This is a genomic window from Pseudomonas sp. 21 (assembly GCF_000955805.1).
Classification (GTDB): domain Bacteria; phylum Pseudomonadota; class Gammaproteobacteria; order Pseudomonadales; family Pseudomonadaceae; genus Pseudomonas.
In genome coordinates this window covers 62,436-80,994 of the sequence record NZ_JYOA01000009.1, presented here as the reverse complement: position 1 = coordinate 80,994, position 18,559 = coordinate 62,436, and the positions used below count along the sequence as shown (strand labels likewise).

Here is an 18,559-nt window from a genome sequence, read left to right as displayed (position 1 = left end):
CCGGCCCCTTGTCGCTTACTGCGCTTTCGGGAATTCGATCGGCGACTGCTGCGGCTGAGACTTGGCAGCCTCGTCCGCGGCCTTCATCGCGTCCGCTTCGGCCTTGGCCTTGGCTTCTGCCTTGGCCTGCAGGTCGTCGAGCTGGGCCGGGGTGATCATCTGCAGGCGGGAGACCATCTGCTGGACCAGGTCGCGGCGCATTTCGGCGCGAATCTGCTGGGCTTCCTGGTCGGAGCCGATCAGGTTGTTCTCGTCCTGCACGTAGACCTTGCGGACCTGGACCTGGTTGGCGAGCAACAGCAGGTTGTCGGTGCCACGGATCTCGTAGCTCAGGGTGTTGGTCAGTTCGTTTTCCGCGCTGCGCGCCGAGCTGGTGTAGCTGACGCTACGCTGGGTCACGTCTTCGCGGGCGAGGATCAGGTGGTACGGCGCACGGGAGACGACTTTCACGCCGCTGCCTTCAAGCACCTGCTTGAGCTGCGTGACGGTGTCGCCATAGGCGTTGCGCGCACTCACGTCGATTTCCTTGAGCGCAAAGTTCGTATCGCCCAGGCCGCGCAGTTGGAAACCGCAGGCACTCAGCACGCTGGCCAGGCCGATCAGCGCGAGGCTGGTCAGGATACGTTTCATCAAGCTTCCTCACTCCTGTGGATCCGGTATGCCCGTGGCGAAGGTGCCACGGGCGAATGGGTCTTTTCCAGCGTTGCTTTTAGTTGGCGACGATATTGACCAGCTTGCCGGGCACCACGATGACCTTGCGAATGGTCAGGCCGTCGGTGAAGCGCAGCACGTTCTCGTTGGCGCGGGCGGCCGCCTCGACCTCCTCGCGGCTGGCGCTGGCGGGCATTTCAATGTGCCCGCGCAGCTTGCCGTTGACCTGTACCACCAGTTGCAGGCTGTCCTGCACCAGGGCGGCTTCGTCGACCTGCGGCCAGTTGGCGTCGATCACGGCGCCGTCCTTGCCCAGCTCTTCCCAGATCACGTGGCAGATGTGCGGGGTGATCGGGGCCAGCAGCAGGGTGACGGTTTCCAGGCCTTCCTGCAGCAGGGCGCGGTCGGCGGCGGATTCGGCCGGGGCTTTTTCCAGCACGTTCATCAGGGTCATCACGGCGGCGATGGCGGTGTTGAACTTGTGGTGCTGGCCGACGTCCTGGCTGGCCTGGCGGATGGCCAGGTGGATGGCGCGGTGAATGGCCTTCTGTGCGTCGTCCAGGGCGGTTTTGTCCACGGCGCCGGCCGGGCCTGCGTTGACGTGGGCCTGGGCCAGGCGCCAGACGCGGCGCAGGAAGCGGTTGGCGCCTTCGATGCCGGAGTCGGACCATTCGCAGCTCATGTCCGGCGGCGAGGCGAACATCATGAACAGGCGGCAGGTATCGGCACCATAAGCGTCGATCATGGCCTGCGGGTCCACGCCGTTGTTCTTGGACTTGGACATCTTCTCGGTGCCGCCGATTTCCACCGGCAGGCCGTCGGTCTTCAGGCGCGCGCCGATGACCTTGGCCTTGGCGTCACGCTCGACTTCCACATCCGCCGGGTTGAACCATTCCTTGCCACCGTTGGCGGCGACGCGGTAGTAGGTCTCGGCGACGACCATGCCCTGGGTCAGCAGGTTCTTGAACGGCTCGTCGGAGTCGATCAGCCCTTCGTCGCGCATCAGCTTGTGGAAGAAGCGCGCATAGAGCAGGTGAAGGATGGCGTGCTCGATGCCGCCGATGTACTGGTCGACCGGCAGCCAGTAGTTGGCAGCCTTCTTGTCCAGCATGCCGTCTTCGAACTGCGGGCAGGCATAGCGGGCAAAGTACCAGGACGACTCGACGAAGGTGTCCATGGTGTCGGTTTCGCGCTTGGCCGGCTGGCCGCATTTCGGGCAGCTGCACTCGTAGAACGACGGCAGTTTGGCCAGCGGCGAACCGGCGCCGTCCGGCACCACGTCTTCGGGCAGGACGACCGGCAGCTGGTCGGCCGGGACCGGCACGTCGCCGCAGGCGTCGCAATGGATGATCGGGATCGGGCAGCCCCAGTAGCGCTGGCGGCTGATGCCCCAGTCGCGCAGGCGGAACTGGGTACGCTGCTGGCCGAGGCTCTTGGCGGCGAGATCGGCGCCGATGGCGTCGAACGCGGCCTGGTAGCCGAGGCCGTCGTACTTGCCGGAGTTGACGGTGATGACGCTCTCGTCCTTCAGGCCGTACCACTCTTTCCAGGTGCCGGCTTCGAAGTCGTTGTCGCCTTCGACCTTGGCGATGACCTGGACGATCGGCAGACCGTACTTGTTGGAGAACTCGAAATCGCGCTCGTCGTGACCCGGCACAGCCATCACGGCGCCTTCGCCGTAGGTCATCAGGACGTAGTTGGCGATCCAGACCGGCAGCTTGTCGCCGGTCAGCGGGTGCTCGACGAACAGGGAAGTGGCGACGCCTTTCTTCTCCTGGGTGGCGATGTCGGCTTCGGCGACGCCGCCGCGCTTGCACTCGTCGATGAACGCCTGCAGCGACGGATCGCGCTCGGCGGCCAGGGTGGCCAGCGGGTGCTCGGCGGCCACGGCGACGTAGGTGGCGCCCATCAGGGTGTCCGGACGGGTGGTGAAGACCTTCAGCTGGCCGGCTTCGCCGATGGAAGCCTGGTCATACGGGAAGGCGATCTCCATGCCGCGGGATTTGCCGATCCAGTTGCGCTGCATGGTCTTGACCTGTTCCGGCCAGCCCGGCAGGTCGTCGAGGCTGGACAGCAGCTCTTCGGCGTAGGCGGTGATCTTGAAGTAGTACATCGGGATTTCGCGCTTCTCGATCAGCGCGCCCGAGCGCCAGCCACGGCCGTCGATGACCTGCTCGTTGGCCAGTACGGTCTGGTCCGCCGGGTCCCAGTTCACGGTACCGTTCTTGCGGTAGATCACGCCCTTCTCGAACAGGCGGGTGAACAGCCACTGTTCCCAGCGGTAGTAGTCCGGCTTGCAGGTGGTGACTTCGCGGGACCAGTCGATCGCCAGGCCCAGGCTGTTGAGCTGGGACTTCATGTAGGCGATGTTGTCGTAGGTCCAGGCCGCCGGTGCGACGTTGTTCTTCATCGCGGCGTTTTCCGCCGGCATGCCGAACGCGTCCCAGCCCATCGGCTGCAGGACGTTCTTGCCCTGCATGCGGTGGTAGCGGCTGATCACGTCACCGATGGTGTAGTTGCGCACGTGCCCCATGTGTAGCTTGCCGCTCGGATACGGGAACATCGACAGGCAGTAGAACTTCTCCTTGCCGGCGACTTCGTCGACGCGGAAGGAGTTGTGTTCGTTCCAGAAGTTCTGGGCCCGGGATTCGATCTCGAGAGGCTGATATTGCTCGTGCATGGCGCGATTTGAACCTGTACGGAAAAGAATTGTGCAGCCAGGAAGGTCGAGTGGTCCTTTCGCTGAACCAACCCCTGAGAAGACACGGGTCGGGCGGCTACAGAAAGCCTCGTAGCATACATGACCCCCACTCGAGCCGGTAGCCCGCGCCGTTTGTCGCACGCTCGGTGTGGCACGGGGGGGGCCGCTAAGCTTTGCCTGAGGGCGGGAGGTTTCCGCCTGTCTTGAGGTGACTGATGGCTGAGCTGCATCGCGCAAGTGCTCCGGGTTCCGGTCTGTATGAACGGTTGTTGCAACGGCTCGCGCTGGCCCTGGATGAGGCCGAAACCGCTGAGCGACTACGTGACGAATGCCCCGTGGAACTGGAGTTGCGCGGTTTGAGCAGTGCCGAGATGGAGTTGATCAGGGCTTATCTGGACCAGGATGTGAACTGGCTGCGCGGCTGGCATGCTGCGGCGGAGGAGCTCGCCATGCTGGAGCGTGCCCCGACCCGTGCGCCGCGCCACGTGCGCCAACCCGCGCCGCCCAGCCGTCCGCGCCTGGTAACGCGCCCGCAGCAGCTGCAATGTGCGCTGTGCGGCTCGCCAGTGGCCTGGAGCCGCAGTCACGGCGTGCTGCCCTGCACTTCCTGTGGCTCGCAGTTATTCCGCAACGCAAAGGCACGCTGACACTTCCCCGATCCGTTAGGCTTGGCGCCTCGACAAGGAGTCGCCAATGCCTATCCGCTTCATCCTCAAACAGATTTTCATGCCGCCGGGATTGCTGCTGCTGTTGCTCTTCCTGGGTTTCGTTCTGCGCCGGCGCTATCCGCGCTTGTCGGTGTGCTGCTTCTTTTCCGGTTTCCTCGGCCTGTTGGTGATGAGCCTGCCGGTGACGGTGGAGTGGGGCGCGCGCCAGCTGGAGCCGCAGGACGCGCTCAAACAGGCTGAATGGTCAGGGCTGGCGCAACGCGCCGATGCCATCGTGGTGCTGGGAGCCGGCAGGGTGCGTGGGGATCGGGCCTGGGATGAAGACCAGCCCGGCCTGATGGCCCGCGAGCGCATCCGCTATGCGGCGCGTCTGGCCAAGGCCAGCGGCCTGCCGCTGCTGACCTCCGGCGGTCTGCATTACGACACGCCGCCCTCCGAGGCGCGGATCATGGCGCAGAGCCTGCTGGACGATTACGCCGTGCCGGTGCGCTGGGAGGAGGGTCGCAGCCGCACGACCTGGGAGAATGCGCGGTTCAGCGCCGAGATACTGCGTGAGGCGGGTATCAGGCGGGTAGTCCTGGTCACCAGCGCCATTCACATGCCGCGTTCGATCTGGAGCTTCGAGAAGGCCGGGCTGGAAGTGGTGCCGGCGCCTTCGGGGTACATAGGCACCGACGATGCAGTGCCCATGGGCGGCTGGTTGCCGGAGGGGCGGGCGATCTGGCAGAGCGGGCAGTTGCTGAACGAGGCGATCGGGCTGGTCGGGTATCGGTTGTTCTATCGATAGTACCGGCGTGATGCGGTTCGCGAGCAAGCTCGCTCCTACATGTGCAGATCCGTCCTTGTAGGAGCGAGCTTGCTCGCGAACCCGGCTCCCAGAATGAAAAAGGGCCTCGCAATGAGGCCCTTTTCGTTGGTGTCAGCCGAACAGTCGGCGTTCTTCCGGGTGCGTACGGCGGCGTACCAGCGCCCACACCAGCAGTACGGCGCTGAGGATCGCCAGCGGCCAGACGCGCCACTTCAGGTACGGGGTCAGGCCCTGCATCGGCACCACTTCGCCGCGCAGCACGCCTTGCTGGAACTGCGGAATCTGCACCGCCAGCTTGCCGAACGGGTCGATCAGCGCGGTGACGCCGTTGTTGGTGCCGCGCACCATCCAGCGGCCGGCTTCCAGGGCACGCATCTGCGCCATCTGCAGGTGCTGCAGCGGGCCGATGGAGGTGCCGAACCAGGCGTCGTTGCTGATGGTCAGCAGCAGCTGGCTCTGCGCTGCGAGTTCGGCGGCGAATTCCGGGTAGACCACTTCGTAGCAGATGTACGGCGCCACGGAGTAGCCCTTGGCCTTGAGCAGCGGCTGGTCGGCCGGGCCGCGGGCGAAGTCGGACATGGGCAGGTCGAAGAAGGTGATCAGGCCGCGCAGCAGGTCCTGCAGCGGGACATATTCACCGAAGGGCACCAGCTTCTGCTTGAGGTAGTTGCCGCTGCCTTCGCCAACCACGGTGATGCCGTTGTAGTAGCGAATGCCCTCGGAGGTCTTCTCGCGCACCGGTACGCCGGTGATGAGCGCAGCCTTCCTGGCGGTGGCGACGCCGTTGATCATCTCCAGGTAGCCGGTGGCCTGGTCCTTGAGGACCGGCACGGCGGTTTCCGGCCAGACGATCAGGTCGACGTCGTTCTGCTCGGCGGTCAGGTCGCGGTACAGCTCCAGCTGGTGGGTGATGGCCTTCGGGTCCCACTTCATTTCCTGGGCGATGTTGCCCTGCAGCGCGGCGACCTTCAGCGGTGCGCCGGCCGGGGTGGTCCAGGCGTGGCCCTTGTAGCCCAGGCCCACGGCCCAGGGAGCGATCAGCAGGATCAGGCCGGTGACCAGGCGTGCGGGGCGGCGGGTCAGGGCCGGGATGTTGATGATCAGCGCGCCGGTCAGGGCGATGCCGAAGGACACCAGCCAGACGCCGCCCAGCGGGGCGAGGCCGGCCAGCGGGCCTTCCAGCTGGCTGTAGCCGGCGTAGAGCCAGGGGAAGCCGGTGAGGAACCAGCTGCGGAACAGCTCCAGCACCACCCACAGCGCGGCGAAGGCCAGCGCGTCGCTGACCGGGGCATTGTTGCGACGGAAGAACTTCGCCCAGGCCCAGGCAGGCAGAGCAAAGAAGAACGCCACGCCGGCACTGAAGCCGCCGACCAGGAAGCCGGCCAGCGGTCCGGAGGCGCCGCCGAAGTTGTGGATGCTGAAGTAGATCCAGCTGGTGCCGGCGATGAAGGCGCCGAAGCCGTACCACCAGCCGCGCCAGAGCGCCGAGCCTGCGGTGGTGCCGCGCAGGCCGAGGTAGAACAGGGCCAGCGAGAGCACCGCCAGCGGCCAGTAGCCGAACGGGGCCAGGGTCAGCGGCGTGAGCGCGCCGGCGGCCAGGGCGAGCAGGTGGCCTGGCAGGCCGGGGCGGGTGATCCAGCGCATCGGAAATCCTTGTTGCGGTTAAGCGATGCGCAAGAGTAATGGAGAGACGAACGGTAGGCTATGGGGATGAAAGCCAAAAGCCATGAGCTGACTGCGGCGGGATGTTGCAGGACGCGGAGGGTTTTTCTGTAGGAATTCAGCGAGGGGTGTTTCGCGCGCCCTGTAGGAGCGGACTTTGTCCGCGATCGCGGGCATGGCCGCTCCTACAGGGTGCGTGGTGGCTCAGTCCTGCAGCGGGGTGAGGCGCAGCAGGTGCAGCCGGCGGCTGTCCGCGTTGAGCACGCGGAAGCGGAAGCCGCCCAGTTCGGTGGTTTCGTTGCGTTTGGGCAGGTGGCCGAAGGCGCTCATCACCACGCCGCCAACGGTGTCGAATTCCTCATCGGAGAATTCCGAACCGAAGAAGTCGTTGAAGGCCTCCACCGGGGTCAGTGCCTTGACGATGAAGTCACCGCTGGGCAGCGGCTTGATGTAGCTGTCTTCCTCGACGTCGTGCTCGTCCTCGATGTCGCCGACGATCTGCTCCAGCACGTCCTCGATGGTCACCAGCCCCGCCACGCCGCCGTATTCGTCGATGACGATGGCCATGTGGTTGCGGTTGGCGCGGAACTCGCGCAGCAGTACGTTCAGGCGCTTGGACTCGGGCACGAAGGTGGCCGGGCGCAACAGGTCCTTGATGTTGAAGGCGTGGTTCTGGTCATGAAGGATCAGCGGCAGCAGGTCCTTGGCCAGCAGGACACCCATGATGTCGTCCAGGCTCTCACCGATCACCGGGTAGCGCGAGTGCGCCGCGTCGATGATGGCTGGGAGGAAGTCGGCAGGCTTCTGCGTCGACTTGATGGAGATCATCTGCGAACGCGGGATCATGATGTCGCGGACCTGGAGGTCCGCCACCTGGATCGCGCCTTCGACGATCGACAACGCTTCGCTGTCCAGCAGCTTGTTGTCGTGGGCTTCGCGCAGCAGCTCAAGCAGCTCCTGGCGGTTTCTCGGCTCATGGGCAAAAGCCTGGGTGATCTTGTCCAACCACGACTTGTGCCCATTGCTCGATCGGTCTTCGCTCATCTTTTCCTTGCTCGGTGGCTTTTATTCTTCGTCGGCCGCATACGGGTCCGGGTGACCCAGTTCAGCCAGCAATTCGCGTTCCAGACCTTCCATTTCCTCTGCTTCTTCGTCTTCGATGTGATCGTAGCCGAGCAGGTGGAGACAGCCATGGATGACGAGGTGGGCCCAGTGGGCCTCGGCGGACTTGCCCTGTTCGGCGGCCTCGCGGGTGACTACGGGGGCGCAGATCACCAGGTCGCCGAGCAGCGGGATGTCCAGCAGCTCATCGGGAACATCGGCGGGGAAGGACAGTACGTTGGTGGCGTAGTCCTTGTGTCGCCAGGTCTTATTCAGTTCGCGCCCTTCGGTTTCGTCCACCAGGCGAATGGTGAGTTCCGAATCATTCTGGCGCTGGCGCAGGGCCAGTTCGCACCAGGTTCTGAACTCGGCTTCGCTTGGCAGGCCGGCTGATTCCGAGGCGACCTGCAGGTCCAGTTCAAGCATGCTTGTTGCCCTGGCCTTCTACGCCGGTCAGACGGTTCTCGTAGGCGTCGTAGGCGTCGACGATGCGCTGCACCAGCGGGTGGCGCACGACGTCCTTGGACTTGAAGTGGGTGAAGCTGATGCCAGGGACATCGCGCAGCACTTCCATCACGTGTTTCAGGCCCGAGCGGGTGCCTTTGGGCAGGTCGACCTGGGTGACGTCGCCGGTAATCACCGCGGTGGAGCCGAAGCCGATCCGGGTGAGGAACATCTTCATCTGTTCCATCGTGGTGTTCTGGCTTTCGTCGAGGATGATGAAGCTGTTGCTCAGCGTGCGGCCGCGCATATAGGCCAGCGGAGCGACTTCGATCACCTGGCGTTCGATCAGCTTGGCCACGGTCTCGAAACCGAGCATCTCGTATAGCGCGTCGTACAGCGGACGCAGGTACGGGTCGATCTTCTGCGACAGGTCGCCGGGCAGGAAGCCGAGCTTCTCGCCGGCCTCGACGGCCGGGCGCACCAGCAGGATGCGGCGGATCTGCTCGCGCTCCAGGGCGTCCACGGCGCAGGCCACGGCGAGGTAGGTCTTGCCGGTGCCGGCCGGGCCGATGCCGAAGTTGATGTCGTGGTCGAGGATGGCCTTCACGTAGTGCTGCTGGTTCGCACCGCGCGGGCGGATGTGCGCCTGGCGGGTCTTGAGCGTGACCAGCGGGGCGGCGGGCTCCACGGAGAGTTCTTCCAGGCCGGATTCCTGCAGGAACAGGTGGACCAGGTCGGGCGTCAGCTCGGTGCCGTTCTGCACTTCGCGGTAGAGACGCTGCAGGAGGTTTTCGGCCGCTTGGGTGCGCTCGGGGTCACCGACCAGTTCGAACTGGTTGCCGCGGTTGCGGATCTCGATGCCGAGGCGCTTCTCGATCTGGTGCAGGTGTTCGTCGAACTGGCCGCACAGGTTGGCGAAGCTGCGGGCCTCGAAGGGCTCGAGCATGAAACGATGGATATCCAGGGGGGCGTTCAAGGTGTTGTCTAAGTCGCCGTGCTGCAAAGGGAGATGGTCGAAGAATAACCCCCGGCGAGCGAGTACGAAAGTTAAGTCGCCAACGGGGGATTCAACGGTCGAGGTTCAGTGACGCGCTTCCACCAGGGTCGCGCGCAGGGAATTGGGCAGTGCCTCGTAGATTTCCACGTCGACGAACTGGCCGATCAGGCGCGGATTGTCGCAGCGGAAGTTGACCACGCGGTTGTTCTCGGTGCGGCCCTGGAGCTGGCCGGGGTCGCGCTTGGCGTAGTCGGTGACGAGGATGCGCTGGATGGTGCCGACCATCCGTCGGCTGATCTCGAAGCCCTGGTGGTTGAGGCGGCTGTTGAGTGTCAGCAGGCGCTGCTTCTTCACCTCGTCCGGGGTGTCGTCGACCAGGTCGGCGGCCGGGGTGCCTGGGCGCGAACTGTAGATGAAGGAGAAGGAGTAATCGAAACCGACGTCTTCCACCAGCTTCAGGGTCTGCTCGAAGTCCTTCTCGGTCTCGCCGGGGAAGCCGATGATGAAGTCCGAGCTGATGCAGATGTCCGGCACCGCGGCCTTCAGCTTGCGGATGCGCGATTTGAACTCCAGCGCGGTGTGGTTGCGCTTCATCGCCGCGAGGATGCGGTCGGAACCGGCCTGCACCGGCAGGTGGACGAACTTCACCAGTTGCGGCACCTCGGCGTGGGCGGCGATCAGCGAATCGGAGAATTCCAGCGGGTGCGAGGTGGTGTAGCGGATGCGCTCGATGCCATCGACCTCGGCGACCACGCGGATCAGCTCGGCGAAGTCGGCGATGCGCCCGTCATGGGTCGGGCCGCGGTAGCCATTGACGTTCTGGCCCAGCAGGGTGACTTCCTTCACGCCGTTCTCGGCCAGGTGGATGACCTCGGCGAGCACGTCGTCGAACGGACGGCTGACCTCCTCGCCACGGGTGTAGGGCACTACGCAGAAAGTGCAGTACTTGCTGCAGCCTTCCATGACAGAGACAAAGGCGGTGGGGCCGTCGACGCGGGGTTCGGGCAGGCGGTCGAATTTCTCGATTTCCGGGAAGGACACGTCCACCTGCGGTTTGCGCGTGGTGCGGGCGGCGTCGATCATTTCCGGCAGGCGGTGCAGGGTCTGCGGGCCAAACACCACGTCGACGTACGGCGCGCGCTCGCGGATCGCCGCGCCTTCCTGGCTGGCCACGCAGCCGCCGACGCCGATCACCAGGTTGGGGTTCTGCTGCTTCAGCGTGCGCCAGGCGCCCAGTTCGGAGAACACCTTCTCCTGGGCCTTCTCGCGGATCGAGCAGGTATTGAGCAGGATGACGTCGGCTTCTTCGGCTTTCTCGGTGATTTCCAGGGCCTGGTGTTCACCCAGCAGGTCGGCCATGCGCGAGCTGTCGTACTCGTTCATCTGGCAACCGTGGGTCTGGATGAAAAGCTTCTTGGCCATGGAGTCTTTCTTGGTCTGGTTAAAAAATGACCGCGCATTATAAGCCCGGGGCGAGGCGTCTGCCACCGGGCCGGTCGAAGGACGGCCTGGAGGCCGCGCGGCTGTGCTATCCTTCGTGCCCTTTTTGCAAAGCTGTCATCCTTCGTTCATGAGCAAGCGCGAGAACCCGATCTACAAGGTGGTCTTCCTCAACCAGGGCCAGGTGTACGAGATGTACGCCAAGCAGATCTACCAAAGCGATCTGTGGGGCTTCCTGGAGATCGAGGAGTTCGTCTTCGGCGAACGCACCCAGGTGGTGGTCGACCCCAGCGAGGAGAAGCTCAAGGCGCAATTCGACGGCGTCATCCGCAGCTTCGTGCCGCTGCACTCGATCATCCGCATCGACGAGGTGGAGCGCCTGGGCACCGCGAAGATCAGCGAGGCCAAGATCACCGGCAACGTGATGCCGTTCCCCATGCCGATGCCCGGCAAGGACAGCTGATTCATCAGCGTACTTAGTTCTTCGTGGGAGCGAGCTTGCTCGCGAACCGCTCAGCACCGAAATCAGCCGTAGAGCCCTGTTCGCGAGCAAGCTCGTTGCTACAGCGCGTGGGAGGCTGGCGTGCGACTCAGGGCAGCGGCGAGAACGGCGAGTTGCCGGCGGTCTGCAGTTCGATCAGGTAGTTGCGGAAAATCTGCCCGAGCACCTTGGTGGCGATGTCCAGCTCGTCCTTGTTCATCTGCTCGGCGACCAGGTCGGCGCTGTCCATGGCGTCTTCGGCGCCGTTGACCGCGGCCATCTTCAGCACGATGTAGGCCTGCACGTTGTTGGCCTTCACACCTTCGCCACGGAAGAACATGGTACCCAGGCGCAGTTGTGCATCGGCGTGGCCTTGCAGCGAAGCCTTCTCGTACCAGTGCAGGGCGGCCTGGAAGTCGCGCGGGGCGCGTTCGCCGGTATAGAAGAACTCCCCCAGTTCGAACTGTGCCTGTGCGTCGCCGGCGTTGGCGGCCTGCTGGCAGCTGGCCAGGGCCTGTTGCAGCTGCTCGGGCACGGTGTTCAGGGTGCAGCGTCCGGTAGCTGGAATCAGCAGCGAGTTGCCGCCCGCCTGAGTGAACAGGGGCAGTGCGAGCAACAGGCAACCCAGCAGGGTGCGACCGGAACGGTACATGGGGAGAAACGGCCTCCAGGATCGGGGCGGGTAAAACCCGGCCAGCGAAATGCGCCAGCCTTCACATTATGAAATAAGCGGGCGCTTCCTTACAAAGTCTTTACCTTCTTTTCTGTTTTTTTACTGGAAACGCCAGCGGCGGCCGAGTGGGCGTAGCGCCGGCGTAACGCTGCGAAAGCCTCGGTTTAGAGCAGAAGGCGCCCGTCTGGGCGCCTTCGCGGGAGGCTTTACTTCAGGGCGGCGAAAGCGCGCTCGGCAGCGTCCAGGGTCAGCTTCAGCTCGGTTTCGCCGTGGGCGATGGAGGTGAAGCCGGCCTCGAAGGCGCTTGGGGCCAGGTAGATGCCGGCGTCCAGCATCAGGTGGAAGAAGCGCTTGAAGCGTTCCGCATCGCTGGTCATCACGTCGTCGAAGGTGACGATGGCATCGGCGCCGGTGAAGTACAGGCCGAACATCGCGGCACCCGCCTGGGTGGTCACGAAGGGGATGCCGGCGGCGTCGGCGCGCTCCTGCAGGCCTTGCAGCATGCGGGTGGTGTAGGTGGTCAGCTCGTCGTGGAAGCCGGGGCGGCTGATCAGGCGCAGGGTGGTCAGGCCGGCGGCCATGGCCAGCGGGTTGCCCGACAGGGTGCCGGCCTGGTAGACCGGGCCGAGCGGGGAGATCTGCTCCATGATCTGGCGCTTGCCGCCGAAGGCGCCCACCGGCATGCCACCGCCGATGATCTTGCCGAAGGTCGACAGGTCCGGGGTGATGCCGTAGTGCGCCTGGGCGCCGCCCAGGGCCACGCGGAAGCCGGTCATCACTTCGTCGAAGATCAGTACCACGCCGTGCTGGTCGCACAGGCGGCGCAGGCCTTCGAGGAAGCCCGGTGCCGGCGGCACGCAGTTCATGTTGCCGGCGACCGGCTCGACGATGATGCAGGCCACGTCCTTGCCGACTTCGGCCAGGGTCTTCTCGACGGCGGCAATGTCGTTGTAGGGCAGGGTCAGCGTGTGTTTGGCGAAGGCCGCCGGCACGCCAGGGGAGTTCGGCACGCCGAAGGTCAGGGCGCCGGAGCCGGCTTTCACCAGCAGGCTGTCGGAGTGGCCGTGGTAGCAGCCCTCGAACTTGATGATGCTGTCGCGGCCGGTGTAGCCGCGCGCCAGGCGGATGGCGCTCATGGTGGCTTCGGTGCCGGAGCTGACCATGCGGACCATGTCCATCGACGGCACCAGGGAGCAGACCAGATCGGCCATTTCTACTTCCAGCGCGGTCGGCGCGCCGTAGGACAGGCCGTGGTCGAGTTGCTTGCGCACCGCGTCGAGGACGTCCGGGTGACTGTGGCCGAGGATCATCGGGCCCCAGGAGCCGACGTAGTCGACGTAGCGCTTGTCATCCTCGTCCACCACGTAGGCGCCTTCCGCATGCTTGAAGAACAGCGGGGTGCCGCCGACGCTCTTGAACGCGCGCACCGGCGAGTTCACGCCACCGGGGATGTGTTTCTGGGCATTGGCGAAAAGCGTTTCGGAACGGGACATGGTGTACCTCGCGAAGCTGTGAAGGGCTGGGCGCGTGGGCGCTCAGCGGGTTTCGAAGAGTTGGCTGAAGGCGCGCGCGCGTTGTTCGACTTCGGCCGGGGAGTCGGCGGCGAACAGGGCGTGGATCACGGCGATCATGTCGGCGCCGCGGGCGATCAGCTCCGGCGCGTTATCCAGGGTCACGCCGCCGATGGCCACCAGCGGCACGTTGAAGCGGGCCTTGGCCTGTTCCAGCAGTTCGAGGCTGGCGGCGGACGCGCCGGGTTTGGTCTGGGAGGCGAAGAAGCGGCCGAAGGCGACGTAGCTGGCGCCCTCGGCGATGGCCTGCTCGGCCATCTCCAGGCTGGCGTGGCAGGTGCCGCCGATGACCGCGTCGCGGCCGAGCAGGGCGCGGGCCGCGGCCAGCGATCCGTCGGTCTGCCCCAGGTGCACGCTGACGCCCAGGCGCGCGGCCAGTTCGGCGTCGTCGTTGATCAGCAGCGTGGCGCCGTAGCGCGCGCAGAGCTCGCGCAGGGCCTCGGCTTCGCGCAGGCGGCGCGAGGCGTCGTCGGATTTGTCGCGGTACTGCAGCAGCTTGGCGCCGCCTTTCAGGGCGGCTTCGACGTAGGGCAGCAGGCGGCCGCCGTCGAGCAGCTGGCTGTCGGTGATGGCGTAGAGTCCGCGCAGTTTCATCGGTGCCTCGATCTTCGTACGGTTGATCAGTGAATCAGTTGCAATAGTCCAGCGGCAGGCGGCGCGGCACATACTGGCCGTGGCCGGGCGCTTCCGCGTCGCGCAGGGTGCGCCAGGTGTAGTCCAGGGCGCTGCGTACCGCGCTCACCAGTTCCTCGCCCAGGGCCAGGCGGCCGGCGAGGGTGCTCGCCAGGGTGCAGCCCGAACCGTGGTAGCTGCCCGGCAGGCGCTGGCAGGTGAAGGTGTGGCGCTGGCCGTCGCGGGTGTACAGGCGATTGTGCACCTCGGATTCGTCGCCATGGCCGCCGGTGATCAGCAGGGTCTGGATATAAGGCAGCAGCTTGTCGGCGCACTCGTCCGCTGTGCCTTCGGGCAGCTCGGCGAGGATGCGCGCCTCGGGCAGGTTAGGCGTGGCCACTGCGGCAATCGGCAGCAGGCGCTCGCGCATGGCGTAGCCGACGTCGTCCTTGCCCAGCGAGCCGCCGCCACCGGCACGCAGCACCGGGTCGCAGACCAGCGGGATGCCCGGCAGGGATTGCATGATCTCGACGACCGTGTCGACCATCTGCACCGAGCCGAGCATGCCCAGCTTGACCGCCGCCACCGGCAGGTCGGCGATCACCGCGTTGGCCTGGGCCAGCACCCACTCGCGGTCGAGCACGCGGAAGTCGGAAACGTTGACGGTATCCTGAACGGTCAGTGCGGTGACGGTGGGCGCCGCGTGGCAGCCTTGGGCGATCAGGGCTTCGATATCGGCCTGCAGGCCGGCACCGCCACTGGGGTCGTGGCCGGACAGGCAGAGCACTACGGGACGGGAGGCAGGTGTTTTCATGGCGCGGGAGCTTATCACCAAAATGCGCTGCTGAGCTGACCGAACGGTCCAATGCCCATCGCCCGGCCACGCCCTGCCCGAATGGTCGAATGCCACGGGGCACAAGGCCTGTGCTAGAGTTCGCCGATTCCAACACAACGCCTCCACGGCGCGCCAAGGCAGGGGATGGGGATCTCCGGCGCAGCTGTCGGCGGCACTGCGGGGCACCATGCGGCACTGGCTGATCTTCCTGATCCTTCTCATCCTCTCGCCAGTGGCGAGCGCCATCAGCTTCGACGAGCGCGTCGGGCAATTGCCGCTCGGGCGGGCGATGGATGTCTTCGAGGACGTGCGCGGCACGGCCGATATCGCCGAGATCAGCTCGCCGGCGCTGGCCGCCAGTTTCCGCCACCATGAGCGCGACGTGCTCAATGCCGGCTATTCGCGCTCGGTGTTCTGGTTGCGCCTGGACCTGGACTACCAGCCCAAGGCCTCGAGCGACCCGGCCAATTGGCTGCTGGAGCTGGCCTACCCGCCGCTGGACAAGCTCGACCTGTACCTGCCCGACGGCCAGGGCGGTTTCAGGCTGGCCCAGCGCACCGGCGACACCCTGCCGTTCGGCAGCCGGCCGATCCGCCAGAACAACTACCTGTTCGACCTCAAGCTGGAGCCGGGCAAGCCGCTGCGCGTCTACCTGCGCCTGGAAAGCCAGGGCTCGATCCAGGCGCCGCTGACGCTCTGGTCGTCCAAGGCCTACCTGGAAGAGCAGCCGGGGCGCATCTATGTGCTGGGCATCATCTATGGCGTGCTGCTGGTGATGCTGATCTACAACCTGTTCATCTTCCTCAGCGTCCGCGACACCAGCTATCTCTATTACATCCTTTATATAGCCTCGTTCGGCTTCTACCAGATCTCGGTCAATGGCGCCGGCATCGAGTACTTCTGGCCGAACAATCCCTGGTGGGCCAACGCCGCCACGCCGTTCCTGATCGGCTCGGCCGGTCTCTTCGGCTGCCAGTTCGCCCGTAGCTTCCTGCATACCCGCGAGCACAGCCTGTGGATCGACCGCATCCTGCGCGTACTGATGGGCGTCGGCGCGCTGGTGATGGTGCTGGCGCTGACTGTCAGCTACGCCATCGCCCTGCGGCTGGCCACCTACCTGGCGCTGGCCTTCACCGTGGTGATCTTCACCGCCGGCATCGTCGCCTGGCTGCGCGGCATGCGCGTGGCGCGTTACTTCATCTTCGCCTGGAGCGCATTCCTGCTCGGCGGGGTCATCAACACGCTGATGGTGCTGGGCTTCCTGCCCAACATCTTCCTCACCATGTACGCCAGCCAGATCGGTTCGGCGCTGGAGGTCGGCCTGCTGTCCCTGGCACTGGCGGACCGCATCAATGCCATGAAGGAGGAGCGCACGCGCATCCTCCAGGAAACCAGCCGCAAACTGGAACAGCTGAACCTGGAGCTGGCCAGCAGCAACCGCCTGAAGGACGAATTCCTCGCCACCGTCACCCATGAACTGCGCACGCCCATGAGCGGGGTGATCGGCTCGCTGGAGCTGATGCAGACGGTGCCCATGGACATCGAGTTGGCGCAGTACCACAAGACCGCCACCGGTTCGGCGCGCGACATGATGCGCATGGTCAACGACATCCTCGCGCTGATCGAGCTGCAGGCCGGCAAGCTCTACCCGCGCCGCGAGCCTTTCAGCCTGCGCGGCCTGTGCGACGGCCTGCGCGCTCAGTACGCGCCGCGTGCCGAGGAGCGCGGGCTGCGCTTCGTCCTGCAACTGGACGAGAGCCTGCCGGACACCCTTGAAGGCGACGCCGGCAAGCTGACCCAGGCGCTGGGCTACCTGATCGACAATGCCATCAAGTTCACCCACCAGGGTGGCGTGCACCTGCGGGTGGAGGGTGTGCCGAACAATGAAGGCCTGGTGCTGCGCATCGAGGTGCAGGATAGCGGCATCGGTTTCTCCACTCCGCCGGATGGCGCGCTGTACCAGCGCTTCTTCCAGCTCGACGGGTCTCTGACCCGCGAGTACGGCGGCCTCGGTATTGGCCTGGCGCTCACCCGCAAGCTGGTCGCGCTGCTGGGTGGCACGCTGACCCACGAATCCGTGCCGGGGCAGGGCAGTCGCTTCGCCCTGGAGCTGCAGGTCGGCCAGCCGGTGCAGGGCATCGCCCCGCCGCCGCGTCGCGCGGGCGGCCAGGTGCTGCGCAGCCCTGACCAGTGCACCGTGCTGGTGGTGGAAGACAACGCCATCAACCAACTGGTGATCCGCGGCATGCTGCTCAAGCTCGGCTATCGCGTACGCACGGCCGACAACGGCGCCGAGGCCATCGAACTGCTGCGCCGGGAAGCCATCGACACCGTGCTGCTGGACTGCCAGATGCCGGTGATGGACGGCTTCGCGACCTGCCGGGCGATCCGCACGTTGCCGCGGTGCGCCGACCTGCCGGTACTGGCGATCACGGCTCACAGCCACAGCGGCGACCGTGAGCGCTGCCTGGCGGCGGGGATGAGCGACTACATGGCCAAGCCGGTGAAGTTCGAGGAGCTGCAGGCGCTGCTGCACGACTGGCTGCTGTGCCAGCCGGCACTGCCCAGCCCGGCCTGAGGTTCGGTCCTGTGCGGGGGCTTCGTCTGCGATAGCCTCGTGCCATTCGGTTCGCGAGCAAGCTCGCTCCTACAGGCCTGCTCCGGCGCGCTCTTCGTAGGAGCGNGCTTGCTCGCGAACGGTCCGTGCGGCGGAGTGATGACTCCTGCGCACAATCGAATGAAAAACGCCGCGATCCCTTTCGGTATCGCGGCGTTTGCGTTTCAGCGAGTAGTCAGGCTCAGACCTTGACGACCCAGCCTTGCGGGCCTTCCACGTCACCCTTCTGGATGCCGGTCAGCTCTTCGTAGAGGCGACGGGTCACCGGGCCGACGTCTTCGCGGCTGAAGAACACGTGCAGGTTGTCCTTGTACTGGATGCCGCCGATCGGGGTGATCACCGCTGCGGTACCGCAGGCGCCGGCTTCCTTGAAGCGGGCCAGGTCGTCGATCTGCACGTCGCCTTCGACCACTTTCAGGCCCAGGCGCTGTTCGGCCAGTTGCATCAGCGACAGGCGGGTAATGCCCGGCAGTACCGAGCTGGAGCGCGGGGTGACGAACTCGTTGTCGTGGGTGATGGCGAAGAAGTTGGCCGAGCCCACTTCCTCGATGCGGCTGTGGGTGGCCGGGTCGAGGTAGATGCAGTCGGCGAAGCCGTCTTTCTTGGCCTGGGCGCCCGGCATCAGGCTGGCGGCGTAGTTGCCACCGACCTTGGCGGCGCCGGTGCCGTTGGGCGCGGCGCGGTCGTAGGTGGAGATCACGAAGTCATGGGGCTTCATGCCGCCCTTGAAGTAGGCGCCGACCGGGATGCAGAACACCGAGAAGATGAATTCCGGAGCCGGGCGCACGCCGATGTTGTCGCCCACGCCGATCACGAACGGGCGCAGGTACAGCGCACCGCCGGAACCGTACGGGGGAATGAAGCGCTCGTTGGCGCGCACGACCTGGCGGCAGGCGTCGATGAACTGCTCTTCCGAGACTTGCGGCATCAGTACGCGAGCGCAGCTGCGGGCCATGCGCGCGGCGTTCTGGTCCGGGCGGAACAGGTTGATCGAGCCGTCCTTGCAGCGGTAGGCCTTCAGGCCTTCGAAGCACTGCTGGCCGTAATGCAGGGCCGAGGAGCCCTCGCTGATGTGCAGGGTGTTGTCTTCGGTCAGCTTGCCGTCGTCCCACAGACCATCGCGCCAGTGGGAGATGTAGCGGAAGTCGGTCTTGATGTAATCGAATCCGAGCGCGCCCCAATCGATGTCTTTCTGTTCCATGGTTGCCTCATTCAATGGGATTGCCTGCGGCCATTCGTCTGCCAGGGCATGGCGGGCGAGCATCCGCATGGTGATTTCGGGACCCTGACGGCGGGCG

At 65.4% G+C, this 18,559-nt stretch carries 16 protein-coding genes; 4 read left to right on the top strand and 12 right to left on the bottom strand.

Annotated elements, in window-relative coordinates:
• Nucleotides 1-15: 15 nt before the first annotated feature.
• Both lptE and leuS read right to left on the bottom strand, forming a co-directional pair.
• Nucleotides 16-630 carry an LPS assembly lipoprotein LptE gene (gene lptE, locus UB43_RS21420; protein WP_045215106.1) on the bottom strand — a complete coding sequence of 205 codons (615 nt, stop codon included), beginning with the start codon at nucleotides 628-630 and terminating at the stop codon, nucleotides 16-18.
• Between the two features lie 79 nt (nucleotides 631-709).
• Nucleotides 710-3,331, bottom strand: coding sequence for a leucine--tRNA ligase (leuS, locus tag UB43_RS21415; RefSeq protein ID WP_045215104.1), 2,622 nt, complete (start codon nucleotides 3,329-3,331; stop codon nucleotides 710-712).
• A gap of 236 nt (nucleotides 3,332-3,567) precedes the next feature.
• Here leuS and UB43_RS21410 point away from each other — a divergent pair, with 236 nt between their 5' ends.
• Both UB43_RS21410 and UB43_RS21405 read left to right on the top strand, forming a co-directional pair.
• Nucleotides 3,568-3,999 (top strand): hypothetical protein, encoded by a 432-nt coding sequence (locus tag UB43_RS21410; RefSeq protein WP_045215101.1) that lies wholly within the window; start codon nucleotides 3,568-3,570, stop codon nucleotides 3,997-3,999.
• A 46-nt stretch (nucleotides 4,000-4,045) separates the two neighbouring features.
• A complete protein-coding gene (locus UB43_RS21405; protein ID WP_045215098.1) occupies nucleotides 4,046-4,807 on the top strand; it encodes a YdcF family protein in 762 nt (253 codons plus the stop codon).
• A 132-nt stretch (nucleotides 4,808-4,939) separates the two neighbouring features.
• Here the strand turns inward: UB43_RS21405 and lnt are convergent, their stop codons facing one another.
• The 5 genes from lnt to miaB form a co-directional block, all read right to left on the bottom strand.
• Complete coding sequence (gene lnt / locus UB43_RS21400) at nucleotides 4,940-6,472, bottom strand: apolipoprotein N-acyltransferase (RefSeq protein ID WP_045215095.1); 1,533 nt, start codon at nucleotides 6,470-6,472, stop codon at nucleotides 4,940-4,942.
• A 222-nt stretch (nucleotides 6,473-6,694) separates the two neighbouring features.
• A complete protein-coding gene (locus UB43_RS21395) occupies nucleotides 6,695-7,534 on the bottom strand; it encodes an HlyC/CorC family transporter (RefSeq protein ID WP_045215093.1) in 840 nt (279 codons plus the stop codon).
• A 21-nt stretch (nucleotides 7,535-7,555) separates the two neighbouring features.
• A complete protein-coding gene (ybeY, locus tag UB43_RS21390) occupies nucleotides 7,556-8,017 on the bottom strand; it encodes an rRNA maturation RNase YbeY (protein ID WP_045215090.1) in 462 nt (153 codons plus the stop codon).
• Entirely contained in the window at nucleotides 8,010-9,011 is a 1,002-nt protein-coding gene (locus tag UB43_RS21385) for a PhoH family protein (RefSeq protein ID WP_045215337.1), read from the bottom strand. The genes ybeY and UB43_RS21385 overlap by 8 nt, the downstream gene beginning before the upstream one ends.
• A gap of 105 nt (nucleotides 9,012-9,116) precedes the next feature.
• Nucleotides 9,117-10,454, bottom strand: coding sequence for a tRNA (N6-isopentenyl adenosine(37)-C2)-methylthiotransferase MiaB (gene miaB / locus UB43_RS21380; protein WP_045215087.1), 1,338 nt, complete (start codon nucleotides 10,452-10,454; stop codon nucleotides 9,117-9,119).
• A 148-nt stretch (nucleotides 10,455-10,602) separates the two neighbouring features.
• Here miaB and UB43_RS21375 point away from each other — a divergent pair, with 148 nt between their 5' ends.
• Nucleotides 10,603-10,935, top strand: a complete 333-nt coding sequence (locus UB43_RS21375) for a DUF1820 family protein (protein WP_045215085.1) — start codon at nucleotides 10,603-10,605, stop codon at nucleotides 10,933-10,935.
• A 127-nt stretch (nucleotides 10,936-11,062) separates the two neighbouring features.
• Here the strand turns inward: UB43_RS21375 and UB43_RS21370 are convergent, their stop codons facing one another.
• The 4 genes from UB43_RS21370 to UB43_RS21355 all read right to left on the bottom strand — a co-directional run bounded on the left by UB43_RS21370 (nucleotide 11,063) and on the right by UB43_RS21355 (nucleotide 14,623).
• Complete coding sequence (locus UB43_RS21370) at nucleotides 11,063-11,605, bottom strand: tetratricopeptide repeat protein (protein WP_017521798.1); 543 nt, start codon at nucleotides 11,603-11,605, stop codon at nucleotides 11,063-11,065.
• 227 nt (nucleotides 11,606-11,832) lie between these two features.
• The gene (gene hemL, locus UB43_RS21365) at nucleotides 11,833-13,119 is read right to left on the bottom strand and encodes a glutamate-1-semialdehyde 2,1-aminomutase (protein ID WP_045215079.1); all 1,287 of its coding nucleotides are present in this window, start codon (nucleotides 13,117-13,119) and stop codon (nucleotides 11,833-11,835) included.
• A 42-nt stretch (nucleotides 13,120-13,161) separates the two neighbouring features.
• A complete protein-coding gene (gene thiE / locus UB43_RS21360) occupies nucleotides 13,162-13,791 on the bottom strand; it encodes a thiamine phosphate synthase (RefSeq protein ID WP_045215077.1) in 630 nt (209 codons plus the stop codon).
• 34 nt (nucleotides 13,792-13,825) lie between these two features.
• Entirely contained in the window at nucleotides 13,826-14,623 is a 798-nt protein-coding gene (locus UB43_RS21355; RefSeq protein ID WP_045215075.1) for a hydroxymethylpyrimidine/phosphomethylpyrimidine kinase, read from the bottom strand.
• Between the two features lie 208 nt (nucleotides 14,624-14,831).
• Here UB43_RS21355 and UB43_RS21350 point away from each other — a divergent pair, with 208 nt between their 5' ends.
• On the top strand, nucleotides 14,832-17,222 hold the full coding sequence (locus tag UB43_RS21350) for a hybrid sensor histidine kinase/response regulator (RefSeq protein WP_045215073.1): 2,391 nt from the start codon (nucleotides 14,832-14,834) through the stop codon (nucleotides 17,220-17,222).
• A gap of 220 nt (nucleotides 17,223-17,442) precedes the next feature.
• Here UB43_RS21350 and UB43_RS21345 read toward each other — a convergent pair whose 3' ends face one another.
• Entirely contained in the window at nucleotides 17,443-18,462 is a 1,020-nt protein-coding gene (locus UB43_RS21345; RefSeq protein WP_045215071.1) for a branched-chain amino acid aminotransferase, read from the bottom strand.
• Nucleotides 18,463-18,559: the final 97 nt, after the last annotated feature.

What these genes read in the sequence shown, in the direction of transcription:
- lptE (WP_045215106.1), bottom strand. Translation starts at nt 630, where the DNA reads ATGAAACGTATCCTGACCAGCCTCGCGCTGATCGGCCTGGCCAGCGTG.
- leuS (WP_045215104.1), bottom strand. Translation starts at nt 3,331, where the DNA reads ATGCACGAGCAATATCAGCCTCTCGAGATCGAATCCCGGGCCCAGAAC.
- UB43_RS21410 (WP_045215101.1), top strand. Translation starts at nt 3,568, where the DNA reads ATGGCTGAGCTGCATCGCGCAAGTGCTCCGGGTTCCGGTCTGTATGAA.
- UB43_RS21405 (WP_045215098.1), top strand. Translation starts at nt 4,046, where the DNA reads ATGCCTATCCGCTTCATCCTCAAACAGATTTTCATGCCGCCGGGATTG.
- lnt (WP_045215095.1), bottom strand. Translation starts at nt 6,472, where the DNA reads ATGCGCTGGATCACCCGCCCCGGCCTGCCAGGCCACCTGCTCGCCCTG.
- UB43_RS21395 (WP_045215093.1), bottom strand. Translation starts at nt 7,534, where the DNA reads ATGAGCGAAGACCGATCGAGCAATGGGCACAAGTCGTGGTTGGACAAG.
- ybeY (WP_045215090.1), bottom strand. Translation starts at nt 8,017, where the DNA reads ATGCTTGAACTGGACCTGCAGGTCGCCTCGGAATCAGCCGGCCTGCCA.
- miaB (WP_045215087.1), bottom strand. Translation starts at nt 10,454, where the DNA reads ATGGCCAAGAAGCTTTTCATCCAGACCCACGGTTGCCAGATGAACGAG.
- UB43_RS21375 (WP_045215085.1), top strand. Translation starts at nt 10,603, where the DNA reads ATGAGCAAGCGCGAGAACCCGATCTACAAGGTGGTCTTCCTCAACCAG.
- UB43_RS21370 (WP_017521798.1), bottom strand. Translation starts at nt 11,605, where the DNA reads ATGTACCGTTCCGGTCGCACCCTGCTGGGTTGCCTGTTGCTCGCACTG.
- hemL (WP_045215079.1), bottom strand. Translation starts at nt 13,119, where the DNA reads ATGTCCCGTTCCGAAACGCTTTTCGCCAATGCCCAGAAACACATCCCC.
- thiE (WP_045215077.1), bottom strand. Translation starts at nt 13,791, where the DNA reads ATGAAACTGCGCGGACTCTACGCCATCACCGACAGCCAGCTGCTCGAC.
- UB43_RS21355 (WP_045215075.1), bottom strand. Translation starts at nt 14,623, where the DNA reads ATGAAAACACCTGCCTCCCGTCCCGTAGTGCTCTGCCTGTCCGGCCAC.
- UB43_RS21350 (WP_045215073.1), top strand. Translation starts at nt 14,832, where the DNA reads ATGCGGCACTGGCTGATCTTCCTGATCCTTCTCATCCTCTCGCCAGTG.
- UB43_RS21345 (WP_045215071.1), bottom strand. Translation starts at nt 18,462, where the DNA reads ATGGAACAGAAAGACATCGATTGGGGCGCGCTCGGATTCGATTACATC.